The organism is Ruegeria sp. HKCCD7251 (assembly GCF_013031165.1).
In the GTDB taxonomy this organism is placed as follows: Bacteria; Pseudomonadota; Alphaproteobacteria; order Rhodobacterales; family Rhodobacteraceae; genus Ruegeria.
Genome location: NZ_WPZC01000010.1, coordinates 30,868 through 56,099 on the forward strand (window position 1 = coordinate 30,868; position 25,232 = coordinate 56,099).

23 protein-coding genes are annotated in these 25,232 nt (G+C 56.2%); 8 read left to right on the forward strand and 15 right to left on the reverse strand.

Annotation, left to right across the window (positions count from 1 at the left end):
* Positions 1–111: 111 nt before the first annotated feature.
* Both GOX75_RS18435 and GOX75_RS18440 read right to left on the reverse strand, forming a co-directional pair.
* Entirely contained in the window at positions 112–468 is a 357-nt protein-coding gene (locus tag GOX75_RS18435; RefSeq protein WP_171125568.1) for a DUF983 domain-containing protein, read from the reverse strand.
* A gap of 282 nt (positions 469–750) precedes the next feature.
* Complete coding sequence (locus GOX75_RS18440; protein WP_217354453.1) at positions 751–1,215, reverse strand: phosphate-starvation-inducible PsiE family protein; 465 nt, start codon at positions 1,213–1,215, stop codon at positions 751–753.
* Between the two features lie 402 nt (positions 1,216–1,617).
* Here GOX75_RS18440 and GOX75_RS18445 point away from each other — a divergent pair, with 402 nt between their 5' ends.
* From GOX75_RS18445 to GOX75_RS18470, 6 genes are read left to right on the forward strand one after another with little or no spacing between them, the layout of a single operon-like run.
* Complete coding sequence (locus GOX75_RS18445) at positions 1,618–2,805, forward strand: acetyl-CoA C-acyltransferase (protein ID WP_171125570.1); 1,188 nt, start codon at positions 1,618–1,620, stop codon at positions 2,803–2,805.
* 6 nt (positions 2,806–2,811) lie between these two features.
* Positions 2,812–3,537, forward strand: a complete 726-nt coding sequence (locus GOX75_RS18450; protein ID WP_171125572.1) for an IclR family transcriptional regulator — start codon at positions 2,812–2,814, stop codon at positions 3,535–3,537.
* A 19-nt stretch (positions 3,538–3,556) separates the two neighbouring features.
* Positions 3,557–5,617 (forward strand): 3-hydroxyacyl-CoA dehydrogenase NAD-binding domain-containing protein, encoded by a 2,061-nt coding sequence (locus tag GOX75_RS18455; protein ID WP_171125574.1) that lies wholly within the window; start codon positions 3,557–3,559, stop codon positions 5,615–5,617.
* Between the two features lie 2 nt (positions 5,618–5,619).
* A complete protein-coding gene (locus GOX75_RS18460) occupies positions 5,620–6,807 on the forward strand; it encodes an acyl-CoA dehydrogenase family protein (protein ID WP_171125576.1) in 1,188 nt (395 codons plus the stop codon).
* Positions 6,808–6,810: 3 nt separating this feature from the next.
* The gene (locus GOX75_RS18465; RefSeq protein WP_171125578.1) at positions 6,811–7,869 is read left to right on the forward strand and encodes an acyl-CoA dehydrogenase family protein; all 1,059 of its coding nucleotides are present in this window, start codon (positions 6,811–6,813) and stop codon (positions 7,867–7,869) included.
* Positions 7,870–7,872: 3 nt separating this feature from the next.
* On the forward strand, positions 7,873–8,670 hold the full coding sequence (locus tag GOX75_RS18470; RefSeq protein ID WP_171125580.1) for an oxepin-CoA hydrolase, alternative type: 798 nt from the start codon (positions 7,873–7,875) through the stop codon (positions 8,668–8,670).
* A gap of 202 nt (positions 8,671–8,872) precedes the next feature.
* Here the strand turns inward: GOX75_RS18470 and GOX75_RS18475 are convergent, their stop codons facing one another.
* From GOX75_RS18475 to GOX75_RS18530, 12 genes are all read right to left on the reverse strand, one after another.
* Complete coding sequence (locus GOX75_RS18475) at positions 8,873–9,559, reverse strand: hypothetical protein (protein WP_171125582.1); 687 nt, start codon at positions 9,557–9,559, stop codon at positions 8,873–8,875.
* Between the two features lie 395 nt (positions 9,560–9,954).
* Positions 9,955–10,440, reverse strand: coding sequence for a bacterioferritin (bfr, locus tag GOX75_RS18480; protein WP_171125584.1), 486 nt, complete (start codon positions 10,438–10,440; stop codon positions 9,955–9,957).
* A gap of 198 nt (positions 10,441–10,638) precedes the next feature.
* Positions 10,639–10,896, reverse strand: coding sequence for a hypothetical protein (locus tag GOX75_RS18485; RefSeq protein ID WP_171125586.1), 258 nt, complete (start codon positions 10,894–10,896; stop codon positions 10,639–10,641).
* Positions 10,897–10,909: 13 nt separating this feature from the next.
* Positions 10,910–11,611, reverse strand: coding sequence for a NapC/NirT family cytochrome c (locus tag GOX75_RS18490; protein WP_171125588.1), 702 nt, complete (start codon positions 11,609–11,611; stop codon positions 10,910–10,912).
* Positions 11,612–11,640: 29 nt separating this feature from the next.
* Positions 11,641–12,069, reverse strand: coding sequence for a nitrate reductase cytochrome c-type subunit (locus GOX75_RS18495; protein WP_171125590.1), 429 nt, complete (start codon positions 12,067–12,069; stop codon positions 11,641–11,643).
* 56 nt (positions 12,070–12,125) lie between these two features.
* Positions 12,126–14,618: a nitrate reductase catalytic subunit NapA gene (gene napA, locus GOX75_RS18500; protein ID WP_171125592.1), complete on the reverse strand. Its 2,493-nt coding sequence runs from the start codon at positions 14,616–14,618 to the stop codon at positions 12,126–12,128.
* Positions 14,619–14,620: 2 nt separating this feature from the next.
* Positions 14,621–14,908, reverse strand: a complete 288-nt coding sequence (locus tag GOX75_RS18505) for a chaperone NapD (RefSeq protein ID WP_171125594.1) — start codon at positions 14,906–14,908, stop codon at positions 14,621–14,623.
* On the reverse strand, positions 14,905–15,420 hold the full coding sequence (napF, locus tag GOX75_RS18510; protein ID WP_171125597.1) for a ferredoxin-type protein NapF: 516 nt from the start codon (positions 15,418–15,420) through the stop codon (positions 14,905–14,907). Before napF ends, GOX75_RS18505 begins: the two co-directional genes overlap by 4 nt.
* Before the next feature lie 160 nt (positions 15,421–15,580).
* The gene (locus GOX75_RS18515; RefSeq protein WP_171125598.1) at positions 15,581–16,504 is read right to left on the reverse strand and encodes a hypothetical protein; all 924 of its coding nucleotides are present in this window, start codon (positions 16,502–16,504) and stop codon (positions 15,581–15,583) included.
* Positions 16,505–16,512: 8 nt separating this feature from the next.
* Positions 16,513–17,268, reverse strand: coding sequence for a class I SAM-dependent methyltransferase (locus GOX75_RS18520; RefSeq protein ID WP_171125600.1), 756 nt, complete (start codon positions 17,266–17,268; stop codon positions 16,513–16,515).
* Positions 17,265–18,794: a hypothetical protein gene (locus GOX75_RS18525; RefSeq protein WP_171125602.1), complete on the reverse strand. Its 1,530-nt coding sequence runs from the start codon at positions 18,792–18,794 to the stop codon at positions 17,265–17,267. The genes GOX75_RS18520 and GOX75_RS18525 overlap by 4 nt, the downstream gene beginning before the upstream one ends.
* Complete coding sequence (locus GOX75_RS18530) at positions 18,791–19,762, reverse strand: glycosyltransferase family 2 protein (protein WP_171125604.1); 972 nt, start codon at positions 19,760–19,762, stop codon at positions 18,791–18,793. The genes GOX75_RS18525 and GOX75_RS18530 overlap by 4 nt, the downstream gene beginning before the upstream one ends.
* A gap of 684 nt (positions 19,763–20,446) precedes the next feature.
* Between GOX75_RS18530 and GOX75_RS18535 the strand changes: the two genes are divergently transcribed.
* Positions 20,447–21,844, forward strand: coding sequence for a pyridoxal-dependent decarboxylase (locus tag GOX75_RS18535; protein ID WP_171125606.1), 1,398 nt, complete (start codon positions 20,447–20,449; stop codon positions 21,842–21,844).
* Between the two features lie 249 nt (positions 21,845–22,093).
* On the opposite strand, the gene GOX75_RS18540 is transcribed toward GOX75_RS18535, so the two are convergent.
* Positions 22,094–23,062, reverse strand: a complete 969-nt coding sequence (locus GOX75_RS18540; protein WP_171125608.1) for a DUF3137 domain-containing protein — start codon at positions 23,060–23,062, stop codon at positions 22,094–22,096.
* A gap of 339 nt (positions 23,063–23,401) precedes the next feature.
* Here GOX75_RS18540 and GOX75_RS18545 point away from each other — a divergent pair, with 339 nt between their 5' ends.
* Entirely contained in the window at positions 23,402–25,222 is a 1,821-nt protein-coding gene (locus tag GOX75_RS18545) for a hypothetical protein (protein WP_171125609.1), read from the forward strand.
* The last annotated feature ends 10 nt before the right edge of the window (positions 25,223–25,232 follow it).

The following is a 25,232-nucleotide window of genomic DNA, read 5'->3' on the forward strand; positions in this document are numbered from 1 at the left end:
TGAAGGTTGAGGGAGATCATGTTGCGTAGCCGGGCTTTCCGGAAGGGAGTTGCGCAACCGACTAGGGCCTTGATCTGTCCGAAAAGCCTAGGCTTGATTGGCAAGCCTGCCTTAGAACCCGTGCATGTGTTTTGCCCACTGAAGCCCAATTAGCGCGCCCTTGAACCGTGGCAGCAAGAACAGGGATAACGCAACTGCACCGGCGGATGTCACCGTCGCCATAACCAACGGCGTAGGTTCCCAGACAGACCAGATAATATGCAGCGCAAAGCCTGCTAAGTGACCAACGATCAAAATCGTAAAATACGCAGGGCCATCATCGGCGCGCGCGTGTGTCAGATCAAGGCCGCACACAGTGCACGTATCATTCACCTTTAGGTACTTGTGAAGCACGTGCCCTTTGCCACAGTTCGGGCATTTGAGAGCAAAGCCCCTGCGCAGGGCTGATCGTGTGTCTCTTTCTTCCATTTCCGAATCCAGCCATCAAAGATAAATTCTCGGAGTGTATGGCATACAAAAGCCAAACATTGTAGCAAAATGTCACTTTTTGTATGTATATTTTGACGCATGCGTTTGCAAATGGCGGGCGACTGTAACCTGCCGTCCACTCAACACATGGCCGCAATTCGTTAAGATCGACGAGTACTACCTGACCTAAACGACGCAGCGCCCAGATTGTTGGACTGATCCGAACAAATCCGGGCGGCAATCAGTTTGTGCAGAATGCTTGTAGGGGGTGGGCGGTTCCGCTCATGGTTTCCTTGCTATGAGCCAGTACGTTACGCCCAACGCCAGACCGATCGCTGCATATCCAAGAAAGTAGTGAGGGTCCAAGCTCTTGTCGTCCAGCGTGATGATCTTTCGAGCGACCGCCATCAAGGCTGTCGCGACTACAAGCTTGATATGGATGACGTCGGCGGTCAGGTAGAGCGTGATATTTGTATAGATTTCGATCGCGATCAATACGACCAGAACAGCACTGAATACCGCCAGAAGATCGCTAACCTCCAGAATGTACAAAGGTGGTTCCATAAATTTCTGATAGGTTGTGAAACCGGCATCAATAATTGCCAACAAAATAATGCCGAGCATGAGGACAGATAACGCTCGAACGCCGTGGCGGATCATGCGGTTGCACCATCGAACGATAGCGTCCTCGTGGTTGGGATCCAGCTCTACGTGTTCTGGGACAAATTTGTTTTCACCGCCACTCATCGTCGTCTCCAATAGTAATTTTCTGTGCAAGCAACGGATATTGCACCAAATTGAATCGCTCACTTTTCTTTGATGTAATCCTCCCATGAATTGGAATTGCTTTTCCAGTCTGATCTGCCGGTCGTCAAAACAACGCGTTAGGCTGTTCTGGAAATGCCAATCCGACCCATTTGAATGGGGGTTTTGGGTGAGACTGTCGATCTTATAATTCCGCTATGCGGAACACTAAACCGCATATTGACTAACTCAGATCTTGGAGCTAGAACAACGGCGCTGCATCTGAGGAGAGTGTATTGCGCCAAACCCACCAGCTGATCGAAAAACAGGCAGCGAGCGAATTATCCCACAAGAAAGTTGGGGCTTTCGCGGACACACCGGCACAATTGATCAAAGAGGTTGAGAATGCTTGACGCATATATTTACGATGGGCTGCGCAGCCCGTTTGGTCGGCACGGCGGTGCGCTGGCATCGGTCCGGCCCGATGATCTGGCATCACAGGTTTTGGACGCGCTGGTTAAACGCAGCGCATTCGACGCGTCCGAGATCGAAGACGTCATTCTTGGCAATGTCTGCCAGTCGGGCGAAGACAGCCGCAACGTTGCCCGCTACACCGCATTACTGGCCGGTCTGCCGGTTGAGGTTGGCGGTCAGACCGTAAACCGCCTGTGTGGTTCGGGCATGTCAGCCGCTTTGGACGCCGCGCGTTCAGTTACAATTGGCGAGGCTCCTTTGTACGTCGCAGGCGGTGTCGAAAGCATGACCCGCGCCCCCTTTACCATTGCCAAGTCCGAAACCGCCTATGCAAGGCAAACACAGATCTTTGACAGTGCCATCGGTGTGCGCTTTCCAAATCCGCGCATCGCTGAGATGCATGGGGAATACCCGATGCCAGAAACCGCTGATAATCTGGCCCAGGACTATCAGATCACACGTGAGGCGTCGGATCAATTCGGATACAACTCTCAGGCCCGGTACGAGGCGGCCCGAGCGCGTGGCTTCTTTGATGCCGAGATCACCCCGATCACCATCAAGGGGCGCAAAGGGGCGACCCATGACGTTGGGCAGGACGAACATCCCCGCCCGGATACACAACTTGAGAAGATGTCGGCTTTGCGGACGATCTTCCCCGAGGGGGTGACGACTGCCGCCAATGCCTCGGGCGTTAATGATGGTGCGGCGATGCTGATAATCGGCGCCAGAACCGACCGTGCCGCGCCGCGCGCGCGGATTGTGGCCGGAGCCATCGCAGGCGTACCGCCCCGGATCATGGGAATCGGCCCGGCGTTCGCAGTCCCCAAGGCGCTGGAGCGCGCCGGTCTGACTTTGGATGACATGGACCTTATCGAGATTAACGAAGCCTTCGCGGCACAGGTTCTGGCCTGCTGCAAACACTTAGAGATTGATCCCGCTGACAGCCGCCTGAACCCCAACGGTGGTGCGATTGCGGTTGGTCACCCTCTGGGTGCGTCGGGTGCGCGGATCGTGCTGACCGCGATGCGGCATCTTGAGGAAACGGACGGGCGTTACGCCTGTCTGTCCATGTGCATCGGCGTGGGGCAGGGGATCGCCCTGATCCTGGAGCGCGTGTAAGCCCACATGTCGGACGCGGAAAGAGATCGCCGGTTTGCTTCGACCCTCGCCAAAGGGTTGCAGGTGATGCAGGCGTTCAAGCCCGGTGATGTCTCGCTGGGCAACCGCGAGTTGGCAAGGCGCACAGGAATGCCCCCATCCACCGTGGCGCGGATGACCTTCACCCTTGCCTCGATGGGGTTTTTGGAGCAGTTGCACCCGTCCGAGGCCTACCGGCTTGGGCCTTCGGCCATGGCGCTTGGATACACAGCACGCGCCGGGCTGTCCTTTCTGCCAATGGCCGAAAACGTGATGCAGCAACTGGCTGACGACACCGGTGTGTTGGTTGCGCTGTCCATGCGTCACGGCGATGCGGCCATGTTGACCCGCTGTTGGAGGCCGCGCAACGCATCGTCGCTGTGGCTGAGCGAGGGGCACCGGCTTCCGATGGAGCAAAGCGCCCCCGGTCGCGCCATTCTTGCCGCTGACCCAACGCTGGTTGCCGAAACTGAACAGGCACGGGCCGACCGCGAACATCTTGAAAGCAGAGGTTATGTAATTTCCTACGGAGGCTGGAACAGCGGCGTCAATGCTTGCGCTGTCCCGTTCCAAACCGCCCTGGGCACGCAGCCATTTGCCTTTCTGTGCGGTGCCAATGCCTCTGATCTGAATACCGAAAAACTGGAACGGGTTGTGGCGCCACGGCTGCGCGACACGGTGCAAACACTCAGGCATAGCCTTGGGTACATGTGATAGAAAGCAGGAGATTTTTATGACTGCGGTCGAAATTCGCAAAGAGGGTGAGGTCGCCCTTGTCAAGATCGACAGCCCTCCGGTCAATGCCGCCGGATATGACGTACGCGTCGGGCTGGTGAATGCAATTCAGGACGCGGCATCGGACGACGCAATCAAGGTCATCGCTCTTTTTGCTGCGGGTCGAACCTTTGTGGCCGGTGCAGACATCCGTGAGTTTGGCCAGCCGCCGAAACTGCCCGGCCTGCCCGAGGTTTGCGACCTGCTGGAGGCAAGTGCCAAGCCGATAGTCTGCGTTTTGCACGGGACGACACTGGGCGGCGGTCTTGAGATCGCTCTGAGTTGTCAGGCGCGGGTCGGCATCAAGGGCCTGAAACTGGGCCTGCCCGAGGTTAATCTGGGTTTGCTGCCCGGCGCAGGTGGGACTCAGCGTTTGCCCCGGCTTGTGGATGGTAAGACGGCTTTGACCATGATCACCTCGGGCAAGCCGATCTCGGCCGAAGCGGCACTGGAAGCTGGGCTGCTGGATGATTTGCAGGATGGTGACCCAGAGGCGGTTGCCCTGGCTGCTGGTCAGCAGGTTCTGGACGGCACACTCAAAACCCGCGTTACGGCTGAACAAGACAACCGCATCACCGCAGATGAGTTGAACACGTTCCGCGCCAAGGCAAAGGGCGAATTGGTAACCCGCGCATTGAAAGCGGCAGAGGCAAGCAGCCTTCCGCTGTCCGAAGGGTTGCAGGTAGAGCGTGACCTTTTTGTCGAAGCATTGGGCAGCAATGCTCATAAGGGCCTGAAACATGCGTTCTTTGCGGAACGCGCCGTGGCGCATATCCCCGAAGCCAAGGCGGACGCACGTGACCTGAAGTCTGGTGGTGTGATTGGTGGCGGTACCATGGGGTCGGGCATTGCAACGGCGATGTTGCTGGCCGGGATGCCTGTTACGCTGATTGAAATGGAAGAGGACCGCGTTGCTTTTGCCCGTGAGACCATCACCAAGAACCTCGACGGTGCAGTCAAACGCGGAAAACTGACCGAGGGGCAGCGGGACGCCGTTTTAGGCATGCTGACCTGCACCACCGATATGGCCGCTCTGGCGGACGCAGATGTGGTGATCGAAGCGGTATTCGAATCCATGGACGTAAAACGCGAGGTTTTCGGGAAGCTGGACCAGATCTGTAAACCGGGGGCTGTTCTGGCGACGAATACTTCGTATCTGGACGTCGATAAAATCGCGGCGACAACCAGCCGGCCTCAGGACGTGATCGGGTTGCACTTTTTCTCGCCCGCCCATGTGATGCGTTTGCTGGAAGTTGTGGTAGGTAAAGAGACCGCGCCCGAAATCGTCGCCACCAGCTTTAGGCTGGCCAAGAAACTGCGCAAAATCGCCGTGCGGTCAGAGGTTTGCGACGGCTTTATCGGCAACCGTATTCTGGCACATTACCGCAAGTCTTCCGCCTATATGCAACTGGACGGTGCGCCGTTTGAACAGATCGACGCCGCGCTTGAGGGTTTTGGCTTTGCGATGGGTCCCTTTGCTGTATCGGACTTGGCAGGGCAGGATATCGGCTGGGCCACGCGCAAGCGGCAGGCAGAGTTCCGCCCGGCCGAGGAGCGCTATGTCGAGATCGCCGACCGGGTCTGCGAGCAGGGCTGGTTTGGACGCAAGAGCGCTAAGGGTTTCTATATTTATGACGGCAAGACCCGCAGCGTGAACCCTGCCGTGGCCGAGTATGCGCAGGTCGAGCGCGAGGCCAAAGGTATCTCGCCCCGCAAATTTACCGATGCCGAGATCGTGGATTGCTATATGGCCGCGATGGTGTCCGAGGCCGCGCGAGTGGTCGAAGAAAAGATCGCCCTGCGCCCCATCGACGTGGATGCGGTTTTCCTGTTCGGTTACGGCTTTCCGCGCCACTGGGGCGGACCATTGCAATATGCAGACATCACAGGGCTGGATGTTCTGGTTCAGCGCATCGAGGAATACGCGAAAGAAGACCCGTATTACTGGCAGGTTCCAGCCCTGCTGCGTGAGCTGGCCGAGGCTGGCAAATCCTTTAACGATCTCAACAAGGAGGGCTGAGGATGGACCTGAGCTTTACCCCAGAAGAAGAGGCGTTTCGCGCCGAAGTCAAAGCGTTTCTGGCCGAAAACCTGTCCGAGGCACTGGCTGCCAAGGGTCGCAATGGTGAAGAACTGACCAAGGCGGATATGGAAGGTTGGCACGCCACGTTGCAAACACGCAATTGGCTGGCCGCTACCTGGCCAGTGGAATACGGCGGCCCCGGCTGGAGCGCGGTCGAGCGCCATATCTTCGAAGAAGAATGCGCAATGGCATTTGCCCCGCGTATCGTGGCTTTTGGCGTAAGCATGCTGGGGCCGGTTCTGTTGAAATTCGGCTCGGACGCGCAAAAGGCCGAATTTCTGCCGCGCATTCTGGACGGGACCCATTGGTGGTGTCAGGGATATTCCGAACCGGGTGCCGGGTCCGATTTGGCCAGCTTGAAAACACGCGCGGACCGTGATGGGGATCACTATGTGATCAACGGTCAAAAAACCTGGACCACGCTGGGTCAGCACGCCGATAAGATCTTTTGCCTTGTGCGCACCTCTTCCGAGGGCAAGCCGCAGGAAGGGATCAGTTTTGTGTTGGTGGATATGAACACGCCCGGTATCGAGGTTCGCCCGATCAAACTGTTGGAAGGCGGGCACGAGGTGAACGAAGTGTTCTTCACCGATGTCCGTGTGCCGGTGGCCAATCTGGTGGGCGAGGAAAACAAAGGTTGGACGATCGCCAAGTATCTGCTGACCCATGAGCGGACCAATATCGCCGGAGTGGGTTTTTCACTTCGTGACTTGGACCGGCTGAAGCGGCTGTCGAAGCAGTTGCACCGGATGGGCAAACCCTTGGCTGAAGACCCGGTTTTCGCGGCTGAGATCGCCGAGGTGGAGATTGATCTGGAAGCCATGCGGGTGATGAACCTTGCGATGTTGTCCGCGGCCAAGGAAGGCGCTGCGCCGGGGATGCAAAGCTCGATGCTTAAGATTAAGGGAACGGTCATCCGTCAGCGCATCCACGGCCTGACCAAATCCGCGTTGGGGGCCGCCGCTGCGCCATTCCCGGCCACCGAGCTGTCGGACAACGCCCGCACAGTGCCCGAAGAAGCCACCGCATCGGCGGCCACGTACTTTAATAATCGCAAACTCTCGATCTTTGGCGGATCGAACGAGATTCAGCGCAACATCATCGCCAAAGACATGTTCCGGAGCTGAGCCATGGATTTCAAACTGACCGAAGACCGGCAGATGCTGTCGGACACGTTGCGCCGCTACCTTGCGGACCAGTACAACTTTGAAACGCGCAACGGCTTGATCGAAACCGCGCCGTATCATTCCCCAGCGAAATGGGCAGAGTTGTCAGAGCTTGGCCTGATCGGCGCCTTCGTTCCCGAGGATCAGGGCGGTTTCGGCGGCGCTGGTTTCGACATCACAACCGTGTTCGAGGAACTTGGCCGCGGCCTCTGTCCTGAACCTATTCTTGCCACGCTCATGAGCGTGCGTGCCGCGGCTGATTGCGGTGCCGAGCAACTGGTCGAGGACATGATCGCAGGCACAAAACGTTTGACCTTTGCGGTGTTTGAGCCGGACGCGGACAGCTTGCCGCTGATCCGAACCAGCGCAGACAAGTCCGGCGATGGTTGGGTGCTGAATGGCCGGAAATCTGTGGTCTATGGCCTGCCGGGGGCCGATGGCGCTCTGGTCGCGGCGCGAACCGAAGCCGGGGTTGGGCTGTTTCTGGTCGATAGCCCCGAAACCATCGACTATGCCATGATCGACGGCGGTGGCGCGGGGGAGTTGATCCTCGACAGCGCGGCGGCCACCTGCATCAGCGAAGATGCCGGGAATATCATCGAAGCTGCACTTGACGCTGGCCGTCTGGCGCTGTGCGCCGAGGCTGTGGGCGTCATGGAGGTTCTGGTCGGCATGACGGTCGACTACCTCAAACAGCGCAAACAGTTCGGTCGCCCAATCGCAAGCTTTCAGGCGCTGCAACATCGCGCGGTGGATATGGCAATCGAGATCGAACAATGTCGGGCGATCACCATTCTGGCGGCAAGCAAGCTGGCAACGGATGAGGCGGGTAAATATGTCGCGATGGCCAAGAACCTGATCGGCCGCACCGGACTGCTGATTTCGGAAGAAAGCATTCAGTTGCACGGCGGCATCGGCATGACCTGGGAATATCCCGGCTCGCATTATGCCAAGCGGCTGTCGATGATCGACCACCAACTGGGCGACCGCTATGCTCAGTTGCACCGAGTGATGGCGGCCTGACTCATGAGCGAAGCTGTCTTGTTCGAGACCCAAGGGTCAACACTGATCATCACCATCAATGAGCCCGAGCGCCGCAATGTGCTGTCGCGCGCGGTCTATGAGCCTGTAGAAAAGGCCCTGAGCGATGCGGTTGCACCTGACTCCTCGGTTCGGGCCGTGGTGATCACCGGTGCCGGGCAGTTTTTCTCGGCTGGCGGCGATTTGCGTATGCTCAAGCAGCGACGCGAAATGCCTCTGCCGGACCGAGAAGAGCAGATTGAGTTTCTGCACAGCATGATCCGAACCGTCCGTGCCTGTCCGCTGCCGGTGATCGCGGCGGTAGAAGGCGGAGCTGCGGGGGCGGGGGCATCCCTTGCTTTTGCCTGTGACATGATAGTGGCCTCAGAAGGAGCTAAATTCACCCTGGCCTATGTCAACGCGGGGCTGGTCCCGGATGGAGGGGGGTCGGGTTTCCTGTCGATGAACCTGCCACGCCAGTTGGCGTCCGAAATGTGTTTGACGGGCCAGCCGGTCTTGGCCGAACGGCTGTACGCCATGGGAGTTGTAAACCGGGTTGTTGCGCCCGGCGATGCCCTGAGCGATGCGTTGGACCTGACCGAAGCGTTGTCGCGCGGCCCACGTCAGGCGCAGGCTTCTATCAAATCGCTAATTGCGGCGCCCGAACGGGAAGCATTCAACGCACATCTGCTGCGCGAGCGACGCCTTATGTCAATTGCCCTTGGCAGCGACGAAGCGCAGGAAGGTATTCGCGCGTTCGAGGAAAAACGCAAACCTGTCTTTCCTGATTCACACGGGTCTTAGGTTTGCTTGTTCCTGTTGGCCAAGGGTGGCGGAGTCCACACGCACTGACCTGCCGCCCTAACTGATTGCAGTGGCGAATATTTGGAAGTCTATCATCAGCTCCCGAGCCCGCCTGCGCGCCTGAGCGAACAAAGTTAAGGGGCGCGTTGGCCCGTACAAAGCCGGGTCTTGGTCCCTTAGCGATGTATGGTGAGCAGCGGTTCTATTCGCCTGCTGTTACGCCGTCAGAGTTCGGGCGGCCTTCGGGCAGCTCGGAAATGTTAGGCCAAAGGCTTAGTATTTGTTGAGTGGTTACCGCCCAAGAGAAGTTCAGCCAAAACACCGCTCCGAGGAATTTGGCGCCATCTTCAAATAGGATGCGATACTGGCCGAGGTAGACCTGAATTGACTTCTGAAAGAAATCTATTCCGATCGAGGTCATAAAGAACAAACCCGCGATAACAAGGTGAATACTGGCCAGCCGTCCCAGATGACGGCGGTAAAGAACGACAGTACCCGCCAGGAACAAAGCGTACCCTCCAAAGAAAAACTTTTCACCAATGGGGAGCCGCTCGTGCAGCAAGAAAAAGTCATCGAGGCAGAACGCGGTCGAAAGAAATGTCAGGGCCAACAGAAATCTTCGTGACGCCATTGTATGTGGCGAGCCACTTAATAGGGCAAAGCCAAACGCAGTTACGGTCGCGCTGGCCATCCAGAACAGAACGCCCATATTCGAAAGAAACCCTGCATAAGACGGGGCTTTGAATTGTTGCGCAGGATCGCGGGTCAGGTAGCCAAAGTCTGACCCGGTCGTCCAAGAGATGCCGAAGACGATCAACAGGCTGATCAAGCCTACGGCAATGCTGAAAGGTGCAACGTCAAAAGCCGATACTTGAGTACGGTCCTGCATCAGATCAGAGCCATCTGGAAAGGCAGGTCAAATTTCGCGTTGTCATCCGATGTGGCATCGCCTGCGAAATTTATCCCTAGGTTCTTTTCATGTTTCAGCAGGGTTAGGGGAAAGAAAAACCTTGCTCGGCGGCCATTGTGAAACTCCGACCATCCTGCAAAGGCGTATTGCCAACCCAATCTTGCAAGACCCATCATACCAAAATAACCCAATGTGATTCTGTCTAAAACTGAGACTGATTTTTCAATAGTTCGCTATTTTCGGCAATATCCCTTAGCTTGTGAAACTTCACCTTACAGTTCACCGGTCGAAACCACCCGGGCAGGGGGCTCATCCGGCAGGACGTACGAACTACGCAAAATTGAAACCGCGTAACAGATGGTACGCTAATGCGCTTACTCCGCGTCTTCCATTTTGGTTGCGTTGAGTTGAGCGAACAATTCAGGCCCAACACGGTCATACAATTCCAGTTGGGTTTCGAGAAAGTCGATATGTCCTTCTTCGTCCGACATCAGGTTTTCAAACAGGTTCATCGAGACGTAATCGCCCGCATCCTTGCAGACATCTCGGGCCTCCTTGTAAAGGGCGCGTGCGCTTCTTTCGGCGGCTAGATCGCATTCCAGTGTTTCCCGCGGATTTTCACCGATCCGCAACGGGTCGAGTTTTTGAAGATTTGGATGCCCCTCAAGGAAAATGATCCGCTCGATGAGTTTGTCGGCATGTTCCATTTCCTCGATTGACTCTTCGCGGCTTTTCTTGGCCATGCTGCCAAGACCCCAGTCGTCCTGCAATCGGTAGTGCAACCAGTATTGGCTGACTGCTGTCAACTCGTGCCGCAAAGCCTTGTTAAGGTATTCTATTACTTTCTTGTCACCCTTCATCGCGGGTCTCCCTGAATCTGTCTGAAAAATGGTTTTGAACAATTCGTCTGAGTCGAGACTGTAACATCGGGAACTGCAATCTCCAAAGCGGTGCAAACCCCGCAATTTAACTGGTCGCAGGCCCGCATCGCTGAACTTAAATTAGGCACATCTTTTGAAATACCTGTCTCAGAACCCGTCGGGCAGGTTTCGGCTGGGTCAAACTGTTGCGCCCTTGATGCGAATAGCAGTTCCCAGCATGCCTGCGCATATCCCAATGATCACAGCGATGACCAGTTCGGTCATTTCTACATTGGCAAAGGACCAGTGTGCGAAAATCAATGTCTCGATCACGCCGACAATCCCACCCATCGCAGCGCCAAGCATCAGATTTCGGGTCATCATCCCCAAAGCAAGGCCAAGGATTCCGGGCAGGCCGATAATGTTGGCTCCGATGGTTCCAAGTAATTCAAGCATGTCTTGTCCCCTCTCACTCGGCCTGCGTGGTCAGGTACGACCGGATTTCAGCGCTACTGTCAGCCAGTTGACCCTGAACGGAATTCTGTGGTGTGCCGGCAAGTGTCTCTGTAACTTCTTGGTATCGTTCAAGGTATCCGGGTGGAAGGTTATGGGCGATGCCCTGATGACAGTCGATACAGGTCATGTTGTTGTCGATCGCGCGCTGATGTTCAGACGCTGCGCGTGCTTCCTGAATCGTAAAGTCCATATAATCGAAGTTGTGACAATTGCGGCATTCGCGACTGTCCGAGGCCTTCATCTTTTTCCAGACAGCCGATGCCATACTCAGGCGGTGTTCCTCGTATTTTTCGGTTGTGCTGATGGTGCCGACCATCTCGTGATACACGTCTTTGACGGCCATGATCTTAGCTTTGATCTTGTGGTTCCATTCATGAGGGACGTGGCAGTCCGAGCAAATTGCGCGGACACCAGAGTGGTTGTTGTAATGTATCGTTTCCCGATACTCGCCCAAATTGGTTTCCATCGAATGGCACGAGGTGCAGAATTCCTCGGTGTTGGTCAGTTCCAAGGTCCAGTGGAATCCGCCCCAAAACAGGATTCCAGCAAGAAAGCCTGCCAGCAGCAAAAAACCAGAACTGAAGGCAACTGCCGGTGTCCAGATTGCGTTCCATACTCGGCCTATCCAACCGCGTTTTTCAGGGGAGTCTGCCATCTCGGTGCTCCTTTCAGATCAGCTTTGGATCAGTCGGTGGACGACGGTTGAAAGAGGTTGGTAACCAGAGGTTCCGTATCCGCTTGCGGGACGTGACACTGGTTGCAGAAATACCGGGTTCCGGCGATGTGATCCAACTCGGTCCCGTCGCGATCCAGGTAGTGCGTCATCGAAAGCGTCGGCGCATTCCGCTCACCGGCCTTTGTCCAGTCGTGGCAGGATAGGCACTGATTGGTTCGCAGATCAATCTGGTACTGCGTGATGGAATGCGGAATCAACGGCGGTTGCTGGCGGTAGTTTCGGACCATTCGGCCCTCTCGGCCTTCCCATTGAGGGCTCATGTTCACAACGCTGGGCGCATCTGGCGGGGTTCCGCGCAGGTCACGAAGTTCTTGCGCAATCGCAATACTGCCAAGCGCGATGAGAAGGGCTGCTGCGGTGGCGACTATCTTGTTCATCTTGCATGTTCCTTCTTTATTGGCTGGATGACCGCCTTGGGGCGGTCATCGCTGCTTCAGGCACGCTCGACTTTGCAGGCGCATTTTTTGAAATCTGTCTGCTTGGACAGTGGGCAGGTCGCGTCAAGCGTCAGCTTGTTCGTCAACTGGCCTTCATCGAACCAAGGCATGAAGATCAGCCCCTTGGGAACCTTGTTTCGCCCCTTGGTGGATACGCGACTTGTGACTTCACCGCGCCGCGTGGAAACTTTGATTTCCTGCCCATGTCGCAAATCGCGGGCTGCGGCGTCTTCGGGGTGCATGTAGATCACGGCCAGAGGGAAGGACCGGTGCAACTCAGGAACACGGCGTGTCATGGAGCCCGAATGCCAGTGTTCAAGGACACGACCCGTACAGAACCACAGATCGTATTCCTCATCCGGCATTTCCGGAGGTGCCTCATAGGGTGCGAAGATGATCTTGGCCTTCTTGTCGGGGAACCCGTAGAACTGAACTTCGGATCCGGCCTCGACATAGGGGTCGCTGCCTTCGCGATACCGCCACAGAGTTTCTTTTCCGTCCACGACCGGCCAGCGCAAGCCGCGCTCTTCGTGATAGCGTTCAAAGGGTGCCAAGTCGTGGCCGTGTCCACGCCCAAACTCGGCGTATTCCTCAAATAGGCCCTTCTGAACATAGAACCCAAAATGGTTTGCATCGTCATTTGGGTGCCCTGGCTGAATTTCACTAAGCGGAAACTTGTCGACATTGCCGTTATTGTAGAGAACCTCGTACAGGGTTTTCCCGGCCATTTCGGGTGCCGTGGCGACAAAGTCCTCTCCCCATGCTTCTTCGACGGTGAACCGCTTGGAAAACTCCATAAGCTGCCAGAGGTCCGACTTAGCGTCGCCGGGTGCGTGAACCTGTTGCCGCCACATCTGAGTGCGGCGCTCGGCATTGCCATAGCAGCCTTCCTTTTCAACCCACATGGCCGTCGGCAAGATCAGGTCGGCAGACATCGCCGTTACGGTCGGGTAGGGATCGGACACAGTGATAAAGTTGTCGGGATTACGGTAACCCGGCCAACCCTCTTGGTTCATGTTCGGGGCCGCCTGCATGTTATTCGTGCACTGGACCCAATAGGCGTTCAACACTCCATCGTTCAGCATCCGGTTTTGCTGAACAGCGTGGAAGCCGACCTTTTCAGGAATTGTGCCCGCGGGCACTTTCCAGATTTTTTCGGCCTTCGCGCGGTGTTCTGGGTTGGTGACCACATAGTCGGCTGGCAATCTATGCGCAAAAGTTCCCACCTCACGCGCGGTACCGCAGGCGGACGGCTGACCTGTCAGTGAGAATGGCGAGTTTCCGGGCTCGGAAATCTTTCCGGTCAGCAGGTGAACGTTATACATCAGCGAGTTCACCCATGAGCCCCGCGTATGCTGGTTGAAGCCCATCGTCCACAGGCTCATGACCTTGCGGTTTGGGTCGGCATACTGCTGCGCGAGGTGTTCAAGTTTCTCGGCCGGAACACCAGACAGCTCGGCCGTGTATTCTAGGGTGTAGGGTTTCACCGACTCTGCGTATTCGTCAAAACTGATCTCGGTCAGCTTGCCAGAGTTCGGATTGGCCGCCGCCTCTTGCAGTGGATTGTCGTCCCTCAGGCCGAAACCGATATCAGTGTCAGTTTTGGTGATATTGACATGCTTGGACAGGAATTCTTCATTTACCGCGCCCGTTTGGATGATGTGGTTGGCGATATAGTTGAGGATGGCCAGATCCGTCTGCGGATTGAATACCATCCCGTTGTCGGCCAGTTCGAAGGAGCGGTGTTCGAACGTGGAAAGTACGTGAACCTCGCAGCCTTCTTTTGTCAGGCGTGTGTCGGTCAGACGCGACCATAGGATCGGGTGCATCTCGGCCATGTTCGATCCCCAAAGAACGAAGGTGTCCGCAGCTTCCAGGTCATCGTAACAGCCCATCGGTTCGTCAATTCCGAAGGTTCTCATGAACCCAACAACAGCCGACGCCATGCAATGTCGCGCGTTGGGATCAATGTTATTTGACCGGAACCCCGCCTTCATCAGTTTGGATGCGGCATACCCTTCCCATACAGTCCATTGACCCGAGCCGAACATTCCAACGCCCTCGGGGCCTTTGTTCTTTAGGGTCTCTTTCCACTTTTCGGCCATGATGTCGAAAGCGTCGTCCCATGAGATCAGTTCGAATTCTCCATCCTTGGCGTATTTACCATCTCTCATACGCAGCATCGGCTGGGTCAGGCGATCTTCGCCGTACATGATCTTGGACAGGAAATAGCCTTTGACGCAGTTGAGGCCGCGGTTCACCTCGGCTTTCGGATCACCCTGCGTGGCGACAACACGGCCATTCTTGGTGCCAACAAGGACGGTGCATCCGGTCCCGCAAAACCGGCAGGGCGCTTTGTCCCAGCTTATGTCTGGAATGCCAATCTGCGCATTGGCCTGACCTCCGGCCAGGGGAATACCAGCGGCAGAAGCTGTTGCAGCGGCAGCAGATGCCTTAAGGAATGTTCGGCGAGATTCTGATGTAGTCATAGCTATGGCCTCCGACTGGTGGTTTGGCTTGGGGCATCAGGACGCGAAACGTTGTCCGCAATATCCTCAAAATGATGATAGGTAAGAGTGACCGAGAGCACCCCCGGGATCTGATGCAGGTCCATGATGATCTCGGATGCTAGGCGCGCGGGCGTGTCTTCGACAACAACGACGAACCGGCCTTCGGCTGTTTGCGCATGTACTTCAACGCCCGGTATCTCATTCATCACCAGCGCCGCAGCATCGGCCTGAGCCGGGGAAACATGGGTAAGGCAGCCACAAATATTCATTGAATCGGCTCCATCTGAACTTGGGTGCGCCGTTCCAGCATAATCGCATCGACAGGGCACAGCGCCACGCAGGACCCGCATCCGTTGCAGGCATCGGAATCCAGCGCGGGTTCGGCACGCCCGCCTGTCTGTAGTTTGAACCGAAGCGCATTCTGGTCGCAATTGTCTTGACAGATACGACAGCTTACACCGTTCATGGACAGGCAGCTTGAAGCCTGCACCGCAGCCCGCCAGGGCCAGTCGGCCAAGCGTTCGACATCCAAAGCATCGGTCGGGCAGGCGCGCGTGCACTCACCACAGAACGTGCAGGGGTTATCGTTTGGTTTGAAAACAGGGTAGCCGCCGGGTTCCATTGAAATCAGGTCTTCCGGGCAGGCTGACACGCATTCTGCGCATTTTGTGCAGGCATCGGCGAAACCGCTCACACAAGCACCCGGAGGTCGGACGATGTTTCCGTCCTCCCTGAGAATTTTGGCACTCAGAAACCCACGTCGGCTGGTCACTCGATCCATACTGGTTGACCTGGCTAGAGACGATTCCCTAATGCCAGTATTCCGCTTATTGTCTCAAATTGCAGCAATTTTTCACCCAAATCGCATTTCAACTACAAAAAGAGGGTCTGCGCGTTGGATTTCAGAGGATGAGCAACGACGTAAAACTTGGCAGCGGGGCTTATGCTGGCGCGCCGTTGCGCAGAACGGCTGCACACATCGCAAAGCAGACCAAATCGCCAGAGACTGTGACAAGCCGGAAAACGGCGACAGCTACGATCAGCCCGCCTGCGGGCATTACATTCGAAAGAAACAGTAGCAGTACTGCCTCGCGCGGGCCTAAACCAGCAGGTGCACCGGGTGTTACGTACCCAACCAGCCATGCACAGATGCCCGCGACAGTTGCGACAAGGAATGGGCCCTGACCCACTACCCAGACGATTGCTCCAAAAATTGCGCCGAGCCCCAGCATGAACAGCGCGCAAATCGGCACCACAATGCAAAAAGTACGGGTCAGTTCCTTGCTATTCCCCGCTATTCGCGAGGTGATGAACAAACCTGCGATCAACAAGGGAGCAGAAATGAGTGTGAGAATCCGCACTGTGTCTTCCGACCAGCCAATTGTTTGCGCGATTTGATCGACCCCCGGAGTGACGAGTGCAGCAATCAAAAGTGCCAAAACAGCGCCTGCTGGCATCGCAATTAATTCTAACAGCGTCGCCAGCCCCAATTGTTTCGCGCTTAACGGGCCGTCGCGCAGGACCATAGCGCGCCCGATCAGATGGGCCACATTACCCGGCAAATAGCGTGCAATCTGCGCCAACCCGAAAGAGCGCCACGTTCGCCGCCGGGGTTCCGCGCCGTAGACGCCAACCAGTTGGTGCCAGGTTTCGGCAGGCAGGGACAGCGTCAAAATGTAGACAAGCGTCAGGCCGAATAGTTGGACAAGTTCCGTTGAACTTGGGCGCCAATGCGAAACCTCTGTCCAATTGCGCTGAACTTCGAGCGCGATATAACCCAGTGACAAGACAAGCAACACGACCCCAGCCACACGAATTCCGCGCCTGAACCATAAGCCTGCGCGCAAGGGCGTGTTCTCTTCCATCGGCAGGCTCAGGTATGAGCCGTCAATATTGACGTCTCGTCTGAATAGGGCAGCGACGGGGTAAGCCCGGGGTAGCGATTGACGGAAAGCCCGGACTGACTGATAGCCTCGCGATATCGGGCACGCTTTGAGTTGTCGAAGACAATCATTCCACCCGGTGACAGCCGGTTTGCAGCGTGGCGCAAGCAAGCTTGGCGTGCGCGACCGTCGATAATTATCAAGTCGTATGAGCCATTCGCCTTGTCAATTTCCGATGCATAGGATGTAAAGTTCAGGCCGCGCATGTCTTGTTTCTGAGACAGGTAGATAGGGTCCGAAAGTGCGGCGTCTTTTGCGTTCGAAGCAGGTGCTAAACGCAGGTCGACCGGGCAGATATTGGTCTGACCCTGGACCCGTTCCAAAACGCGTGCGTACCAATCCGCATCATGCTCAACGCTCGTTACAGAAGCCGAGCGTCGCGCCGCCCAGATCGTGCTGGCCCCCGCGCCGTATTCAAATACACGGGCAGGTCTTGTTTTTAGGAACGCGTCGACGACTTCAATCGCATCATAGGTCCACCAGGGAACGTCCAGGGCGATCAGCCCATCTATGTCATGGATTGCCATAAGGCTTGACGCCCAATGATACCCCCTGCCGCGATGATGCCGGCGCGAGAGCCAGTCTGTGACGCTTGTTTTGTTCAGGCCCCAAGCGATGCCTCGCATCGTTGCGACGTAGCCGGATTTTGCTGCCCTCGAAAGGGTGGCGCGTGGATCGTTTGTCATACGGCGTCCTCAAGCGAAGAATGCGACCTGCAGGTTTTCGTACCTTGTTCGACGGTAAGACCAATCTGGGCCGCGCGCTTCAGGCAGGCGTCTTCGGACCACTTTTCAAAGTATTCTCCCGGCCTTTCCCTGAGCGGAGAAGCATATTTATACACCGACGCTGTCGTTGTTGCAGTTCCGACAATAAAAGCCGTCGTACCTAATCCAACGATCCAGGCTTTTGCAGCTATGCCCGGTTCGCGTCGCATACAGAAAACAGCACCCATCAGCGCCAGTGTTGCGATAACTGGCCAAAGATCCAAGCGGTATCGGAAGGTGATCGTGCCGTAGGCCAATGTCACAATAGCCGACAGCGCAACCGCAACCACAAGCCCTGCCATTTGTGTGTCGCGCCAAGCCGCGCGAATACCGAACAGCGCCAGAAGGCACCAAAGCGGCCATAGCATAACCAATCCGGTTCTTGGGCCGCCAACTCTGATATGGCCTAGAATCGGCTCCGTTACCGCCCGGTAAAGACCGAGAATCGAGTCGGACAGGCCGGTCAGGAAAGATGCTGAAGGGACGTCGAACAAGTAAAACGCTGCATTGGGAACAACGCGTAATGGGTTCAGACGACCATGCTCTTCGAAGGCTGCCGCGCGGATCGAGTCCTTGGTTTCTATTCCCCAAAAGACGTTGCCATATACAACGCGCGAGCCTTCATAGCTGCCATGGGTGATCAACGCATCCCCAAACCGCAAAGCATTTAGCCCGAGATATCCGAACCCGCCTGCGGCCAAAATCCCCATGGCGATGATCGCGGGGATGAGAAAGGCTGAACGGTCGCGCCACAAACCGTGTCCAATTGCCAAAACGACACCGGCATAAAGCCCGATTGCCACATTTGGCCGCGCGTGCACGGCGACCATCGCGCAAACGGCAAGCAAAACGACTGCCACTGACATTGGTGTCACGCCGCGCGCCGCGCGTGTCCAAACGGCAGCAAACAGCCCAGACATCGCAAACGCCACTGCAATCGGTTCGTGATAAAACGAAAGGTTGATGACCAGGGCGGGGCCTGGCCCGGCGACCCACAAGGCGGCACAAAGCGCCAGCACCAAAACGCGGCGATCCGCAGAAACTCCTGCTGTCCGGGCCAAGGTCACAAGAACATGCTGCCAGCCCAGCGTTCCGACCACGGCCCAAAACCAGATCGAAAAGCCGTTCATGGGGAAGGTCTCGAACGGCCAAGCCCAGCCAAAGGCAAAGCGTGTCAGAAGCGGCGCAACGCCATGATAGAGATAGCCCGTTCCGTCTGCGGTATAGTGACCTTCGTAGCGAAGCACGCGGGCGGGCAGATCAAACCGACCATCCAAAATCGCAGCATAATAAGCGTCATATATCTGCCAGCCAAAAGGTTTGAGGTCGAACAAGGTCCACGAAGAAATCACAAGAAAACCGAAATAGACGGACCCCAAAACTGAAATCAGCCATAGAATACGTTTGCCCCCGGCAAACGGGGCGTTTCCCGCGCCCATATCCGTCACGTCGATCCATTCCCACGATTATTTGTGTCGATACGCAGTTCCAGTTCCCGCATTCGGCTCAGGACTTGTTCCGTAAGGCGCCGGTTTGTTGCAATCGCGTCGCTGAGAAGCGCGATGATCATGGTGATATAGCCGGCCAGAATAAAAACGCCGCCCAGGATCAAGGACTGTACGCGGCCCTCTCCGTCACCGGCGAAATAGTAGAACAGAAACCGCAGAACCGGGATTGTTCCGATGATCAACATCACCAGGCCGATTGTCAAAAAGGCGCTGAGAGGTCGATACATCGTATAGCTGCGAAGGATTGTTGTCGCCTGCTTTCGCAGAAATCCACCCATCGACGTGAACAAGCGCGAGGGGCGCTCGACGGGATTCACGTTGACGGGAACGGACGCTATTTTCAGGTTTGTCTGCCCTGCGTGGATCAGGGTTTCGGTGGTATAGCTGAACTTGGTCATGACGTTGATCGTCAGGGCAGCTTCACGGGTGTATGCGCGAAATCCAGATACTGCGTCAGTGACGTCAATCCCGGCAAGCCGCCGCACGACCGACGTTCCGAACCGCTGCAACAGGCGCTTCAATGTGGAAAATTCAGCGTTCTCGCCGGGTTTGCGATCGCCGACAACAATGTCCGCTTCCTTGCGCAATATCGGCGCCACGAGATCGGGAATGGACAAACCGGAATACTGGTTATCTCCGTCGGTGTTGACGATGATATCCGCCCCGGCCTGCAGCGCGTGATCAATTCCAACCTGAAAGCTTCGGGCAAGGCCCTTGTTGCCGCGGTTTCGCAGCACATATGTCGCCCCGTTTTCGCGCGCAATCTCTGATGTTCCGTCGGTGGACCCGTCGTCGATAACCTGAACTTCAATGCTGTCTACGCCGGGAATTTCCTTTGGGATATCGGCAAGGACCGCCGGCAGGGTCTCTGCCTCGTTGTAGCAGGGAATTTGAACTATGAGTTTCAAACCGATTTACCTTCACACTAGTCACAAGAACCCGCAGAAACTGGGCTAACCGATGGAGGAGGAAGTGGTGTAAACTTCTCCATTGATTCTAAAATTCACGCCACAATCAGTAGCAGATGTCAGTCAATGCGTTAAACAAAACCGTTGTTTTGCTCATGCTGGTCGAATGACACAGGGTTGCCAATCAGCCTTTCACCTGCCCTTGCCTTCACCTGAATGGTCCGACAGTTTATTAGAACATTAGAGGCAGGCGGAGGTGCTCTGGTCTACCACTGATGTGTTAAACGCCTTCAGAACACGGACCTGTTTCCTTGCTTTGCATAAGAAACAGCCACTTTGACCTGCTTGAAATCAACCAAATGCACGCGCTGTTTATTTGGGCCAGGTGGCAACTGTGCCAGAACAGCTTCGGAAAGTGCACTGGCTCGGTCTCGGGTTCTTCCCGATTAAGCCAAGAAATGCGCCGGCGAATGCGCGATGAACGATACGGCGCTTTTGTTGGTGCCCGTGGGTTGGGCAGCTGCAAGGGCGCAATTGATATCTAAACGCCCCATTTTGGCAGTTCCGGAACGGGTCAGGCCAATATAGGCTTATAGGTCTAGGCCGAAGTCTTTCAGCTACAAATACAACGACTGCCGCAGAGGTCATGTCCAGTTGATCAGCGGGCGACACAAGGGCGAATTGATGAACTGGGATGAATTTTCGCATTGGGGGCAGCACATTTCGAAATGGGCTGCCGATTATCACCAAACCCTGTCGGATCGCCCAGTCCGGGCGCAAACAAACCCGGGGGATATTGCCGTCCAGATTGACGCGTCGCCGCCAGACTCGGGGCAGGCGATGGAAACCATCATGGCCGATTTTGAACGGATCGTCATGCCGGGAATGACCCATTGGCAGCACCCGCGTTTCTTTGCCTATTTCCCAGCCAACGCCGCGCCACCCTCGATGTTGGCCGAGATGTTGGTGACCACAATCGCAGCCCAATGCATGTTGTGGCAAACCTCGCCCGCCGCGACCGAGGTGGAAACCGTGATGGTCGATTGGTTGCGCCAGGCGCTTGGACTGCCTGTTGGCATGACAGGCGTCATTCAGGACAGTGCGTCTTCGGCCACTTTGTCGGCGGTGTTGACCATGCGAGAGCGCGCCACCGGGTTTACCGGCAACCGTGAAGGGTTGAATACTAAAGGCGCGTTGCGGATTTACTGCTCGGATCAGGTGCATTCGTCCATTGACCGGGCCTGCTGGGTTGCCGGGATCGGGCAAGACAATCTGGTCAAATTGCCGACGCTGGGGTCAACTTACGCGATTGATCCCAACGCGCTTGAGGCGGCGATCCAAAGCGACTTAGTCGCCGGGCACGTTCCGGCCGGGATCATCGCGATCACCGGGGGTACGGGTGTAGGGGCCTGCGATGATCTGATGGCCGTTGCGGATATCGCGCAGAAGCATGACCTATACACCCATCTTGACGCTGCCTGGGCCGGGTCCGCCATGATCTGCCCCGAGTTCCGTCAGGCGTTGTGGGCCGGAGCGGATCGCTATGACAGTGTTGTCTTTAACCCACATAAGTGGCTTGGCGCCCAGTTCGATTGCGCGATCCAGTTTCTGAGGGACGCAACACCGCAACTCAACACTTTGAAAATCGAACCTGAATACCTGAAGACCACAGGGGCCGAGGTCACGAACTATTCCGAATGGACCATTCCGCTGGGCCGCAGGTTCAGGGCGTTGAAAATCTGGTTCCTGCTGCGCTCTTACGGTTTGGATGGCCTGCGCGAGCGAATTCGCAACCATGTTGTTTGGGCAAATGAGCTTGCCAACACAATCGTTGCAATGGACGGGTTCGAGATCACGACGGGACCCATCCTGAGCCTGTTTTCGTTCCGCTGCCCGGGTGACGACGTGATGCAACAACGTCTGGTGGATGCGGTGAATGACGATGGTCGGATTTATCTGACGCAGGGCATGTTCGACGGCCGCAAAATCATCCGCTTTCAGGTGGGGCAATTCGATACGACGCGGAATGATGTGTTGATGGCTGCTGATGTGATCAGCGAGGTTTGGGAGGCTTTGAATTGAAGCTTGCGACCTTGACCGCGGGCGGTCACACCTATTTTAGTGCGGTCACTGGAAAATCACACGCTGGATTATCAAGGCGAGATGGCGAGTGTGATAGGTCAGGGTGGGCGCAGAGCTTCGCAATGCGGACAGGGCGTTGAGCCCGGCCAAATGCCCTCCGGGAAGTAAATTCCATGCTGATTTCAGTCCATTCGGCTCAGTCGATATTGCGTTTGCCTGAAAGCACAGGCGAAGCCAACGCCACACCCCTCAGGCGTGCAGGGCGTCAATGATCTGCCTTGGCGTCATCAGATCGCGTAAAGCGCGGTGGATGCTGTCATTAGCTTCGCTCAGGGGGGCGCTGGCGACATCAAACCCCAAAAAGCTATGCGGCAAGCTGAGTGCCAGATAGAACCGCCTGCCAGAAAAGGCCGCAGCGCAGTAATCCTTCCCCCCCTGAAACCGTCCTGCAATGTCCGTCAAGGTGTAAGCGAATTGAGGTTTAAGATACTGACCAAGTTGGGCCGGGTCGTCAGTGTAGACCTCAAAAACCTGTTCGGCATCTTCCAGACCCAAATCCCAGCGATGGGTTGGCAAGGTATTACGGGACGCCCAGGAATAAAGCTTATTCAGGGTCTCGCCAAAATCCTTGACGAACACAGTGCGTGGCATGTCGACCGGGCAGTCGATCTCAAGCACGATTCCGGCGAACAGGGTTCTGTATTTCCGGTCGTCATTGTGATCGCGATAGCTTTCAGAGCAGCTCATCTTCAGCAGCTTGTAGTTTGTATCCCGCCATGTTCCGGTGATGGCGGTATCCTCGCGTATGCGCTCGGCTTTGGGTAAAATCTGCAGGGCAACAAGACGGCCTACTGGCATAAAGTCTGCGGGAACTTGTGCGTGCAAGTCCATGTTACCCAGAAACTTGCACAAGATAGGACGCACAAAACCCGAAACGTCCTTGCTGATGCGGCTTCCGCGTTCGAGATAGATAATCAACGCTGCACCGCCACCAAACCCCAGTGGAAATATACCAAGGAGCGGGTGGACGTAATACGATGCCAAAGCAGCCAGAACGACCGAGACAGCGCCAATAAGTTTTACCCAGACCATGCTGCGCGAGATCGCGGCTTGGCGCTCTTCCTCTTTGCCGCGCAAAAAGGGGGCAATCTGCCATTCATACACTTCTGCAAACCCCGCTTCGAACGGGGCGCTTTCAACAAACTCGTATTCAGCCATCACCATGCCTTTTGCAGTCTGGTTACGTGCAGACTTTACTTTGGGCAGAGCCTTCGGAATATCCCTGCGGGTGTATCAATTGTATCCTGTCAGACACGTTGCGCGGGCACCAAAGCCTTGTGTGGCTTAGTGCGTGACCCAAGCTGATACGCAACAGCAACAATTGAGACATTACAGTGGCTTGTCTCGTTACTGCTCTCTCCTAATCCTTAGCAAAACAATATTTTAGGCAGTTTCGCCGCATAGGGCGTTGCACTGCGACAAGACGACGAGGGCGCAGTTTTGCGGCAGCAATTCAAACAGAAAGTCCGGTGTTTTTTGTGCATCGGTGGATTGGCCATGGCGACCACCCTCGCAGCCGCGCAGGATCTGATTGAAGATCTTGGGACGCTGGAAGCCGGGCAAACGCTTTACCTGCCACTCGACATTTCCAGCCTGACCGGAGAGGTGGCAATCGAAGTTGACGGCATCGACATGACCGATGTCGCGGCGGTCGAGAATGGACAGCTTGTTCTGAACATTGTAACCCCTTTGGCGGGTGAGTTCCACGATGTGACCGTCTATCTGCTTGAGGGTGACGGCTTTGTGCCGATCGCCAGTTACAGCTTCCTGACCACGGCCCCCAGCCGGTTGACGGTTTCCGTTGACGCCAGTCACGAGGCCAGCATCCAATCTCTCAACAGCGACGAAGCTGCAAACGCCTCAAGCAGCGGTTCATTTGGCGTGGAAAATGAAGAAGGTAGTTTTCGCGGACAAGTCAGTTATCTGGGCTCGACGCGCCCCGTCGAGCGGGTCACCGAAAACCCGGTAGATATTGCCGAGTATCTGTTCGAGTTCAATCGCACGCTGGGTGCCACAAACTTAACTGGGCGATTGGGCCATCAGATGCTGGACTATGATCGCGCGCTGGTAGGTGATGTATCCCGGCGTGGTCTATCGGTCGACATGGGCCTGTTAGATCAGCGCGTGGAACTGGGGGCCTTCGCGTCGCAAAGTGCCGACGCATTGGGGGCCGCCAACTTCACAGGGCTGGCGGACGAAGACAGCCGCATGCAGGGGGCAAGATTCGCGTTCCAACCTTTTGCCACGCAGGACTTCAGAGTGTCCGTGCAAACCTATACCGGCGATGGTGATCCCTATGGCGGCAGCGCGACAGGTTCCGGTCAAGGCTCGTCGCTTTCGCTGGACGGGACATTGTTGGGCGGGCGATTGTATTATGGGTCAGTTTGGTCACAGACCGATTGGGACGAAGATGACGGCGGCCCATTGCCTGAAACCAGCGCAAACGCGGTTCTGTCCCACTTAAGCTACGACGTTTTGAACACGGACGCGGGTGACCGGGCTTTAACCGTGGGTCTGGGCTATGAAAAAGTGGATCAGGACTACTTTTCGCTCGCCAATCCCGGTGTTGCAGTCGGGGCCGAAACCTGGCGACTAACGATGGACTACAGCGCCAACCGGTTCGCCCTCAATATCTTTGCCGATACCCAGAAAACCAATGTTGGGGGGCCATCCGGCTGGCCCGAAGATCGGATTTCGCAGGTCCTGACCGACCTCCGCTATGACTTACAGGGCGAGGGGTTCTGGCAGGGTACAGCCCTGCGTTTTGGGGGTGGCTACCTCGAACAGGATCGGCTGACGACCCCCAACGCGGCACCCCCGCCCGAGGATTATACCTCAACAACTTTGTATGTGGGATTCGACAAGCTGGGGGATGTCGGCAATTGGTCACTGGATTATGTCCGCATCCGTGAAGATGATCAGGGGGTGTTGGATATAGACACCGACAGCCGCAGCTTGAATGCAGCTTTCGACTATGGCGTCAACGACCGGGCCAATGTGAATGGCACTGCGGGCTACACACGTGTGGATGGCGATTTTGACACTTGGGAGCGGTACGAAGCCACTTTGGGCTTCAGTTATGCGCTGCGGCCGGATGATCTGATTTTTCGGCTGGATACCGGCATAACGCGCACTGATGAACCCTTTGCGCTGGACGGAGAGTATTATGCAACCGAACTGGCGTGGCGGTTCCACCCCACAGCCGAACTGGTTCTAAGCGCAAGCCGTGCCGACGGGCCCTATGCCAGCGAAAGCGGCGGGGACGAGGATACGCTGGTCGGCCTGACCCTGCGCGCAACAACTAATTTCTTTAGGTAGGAGGCGGAGT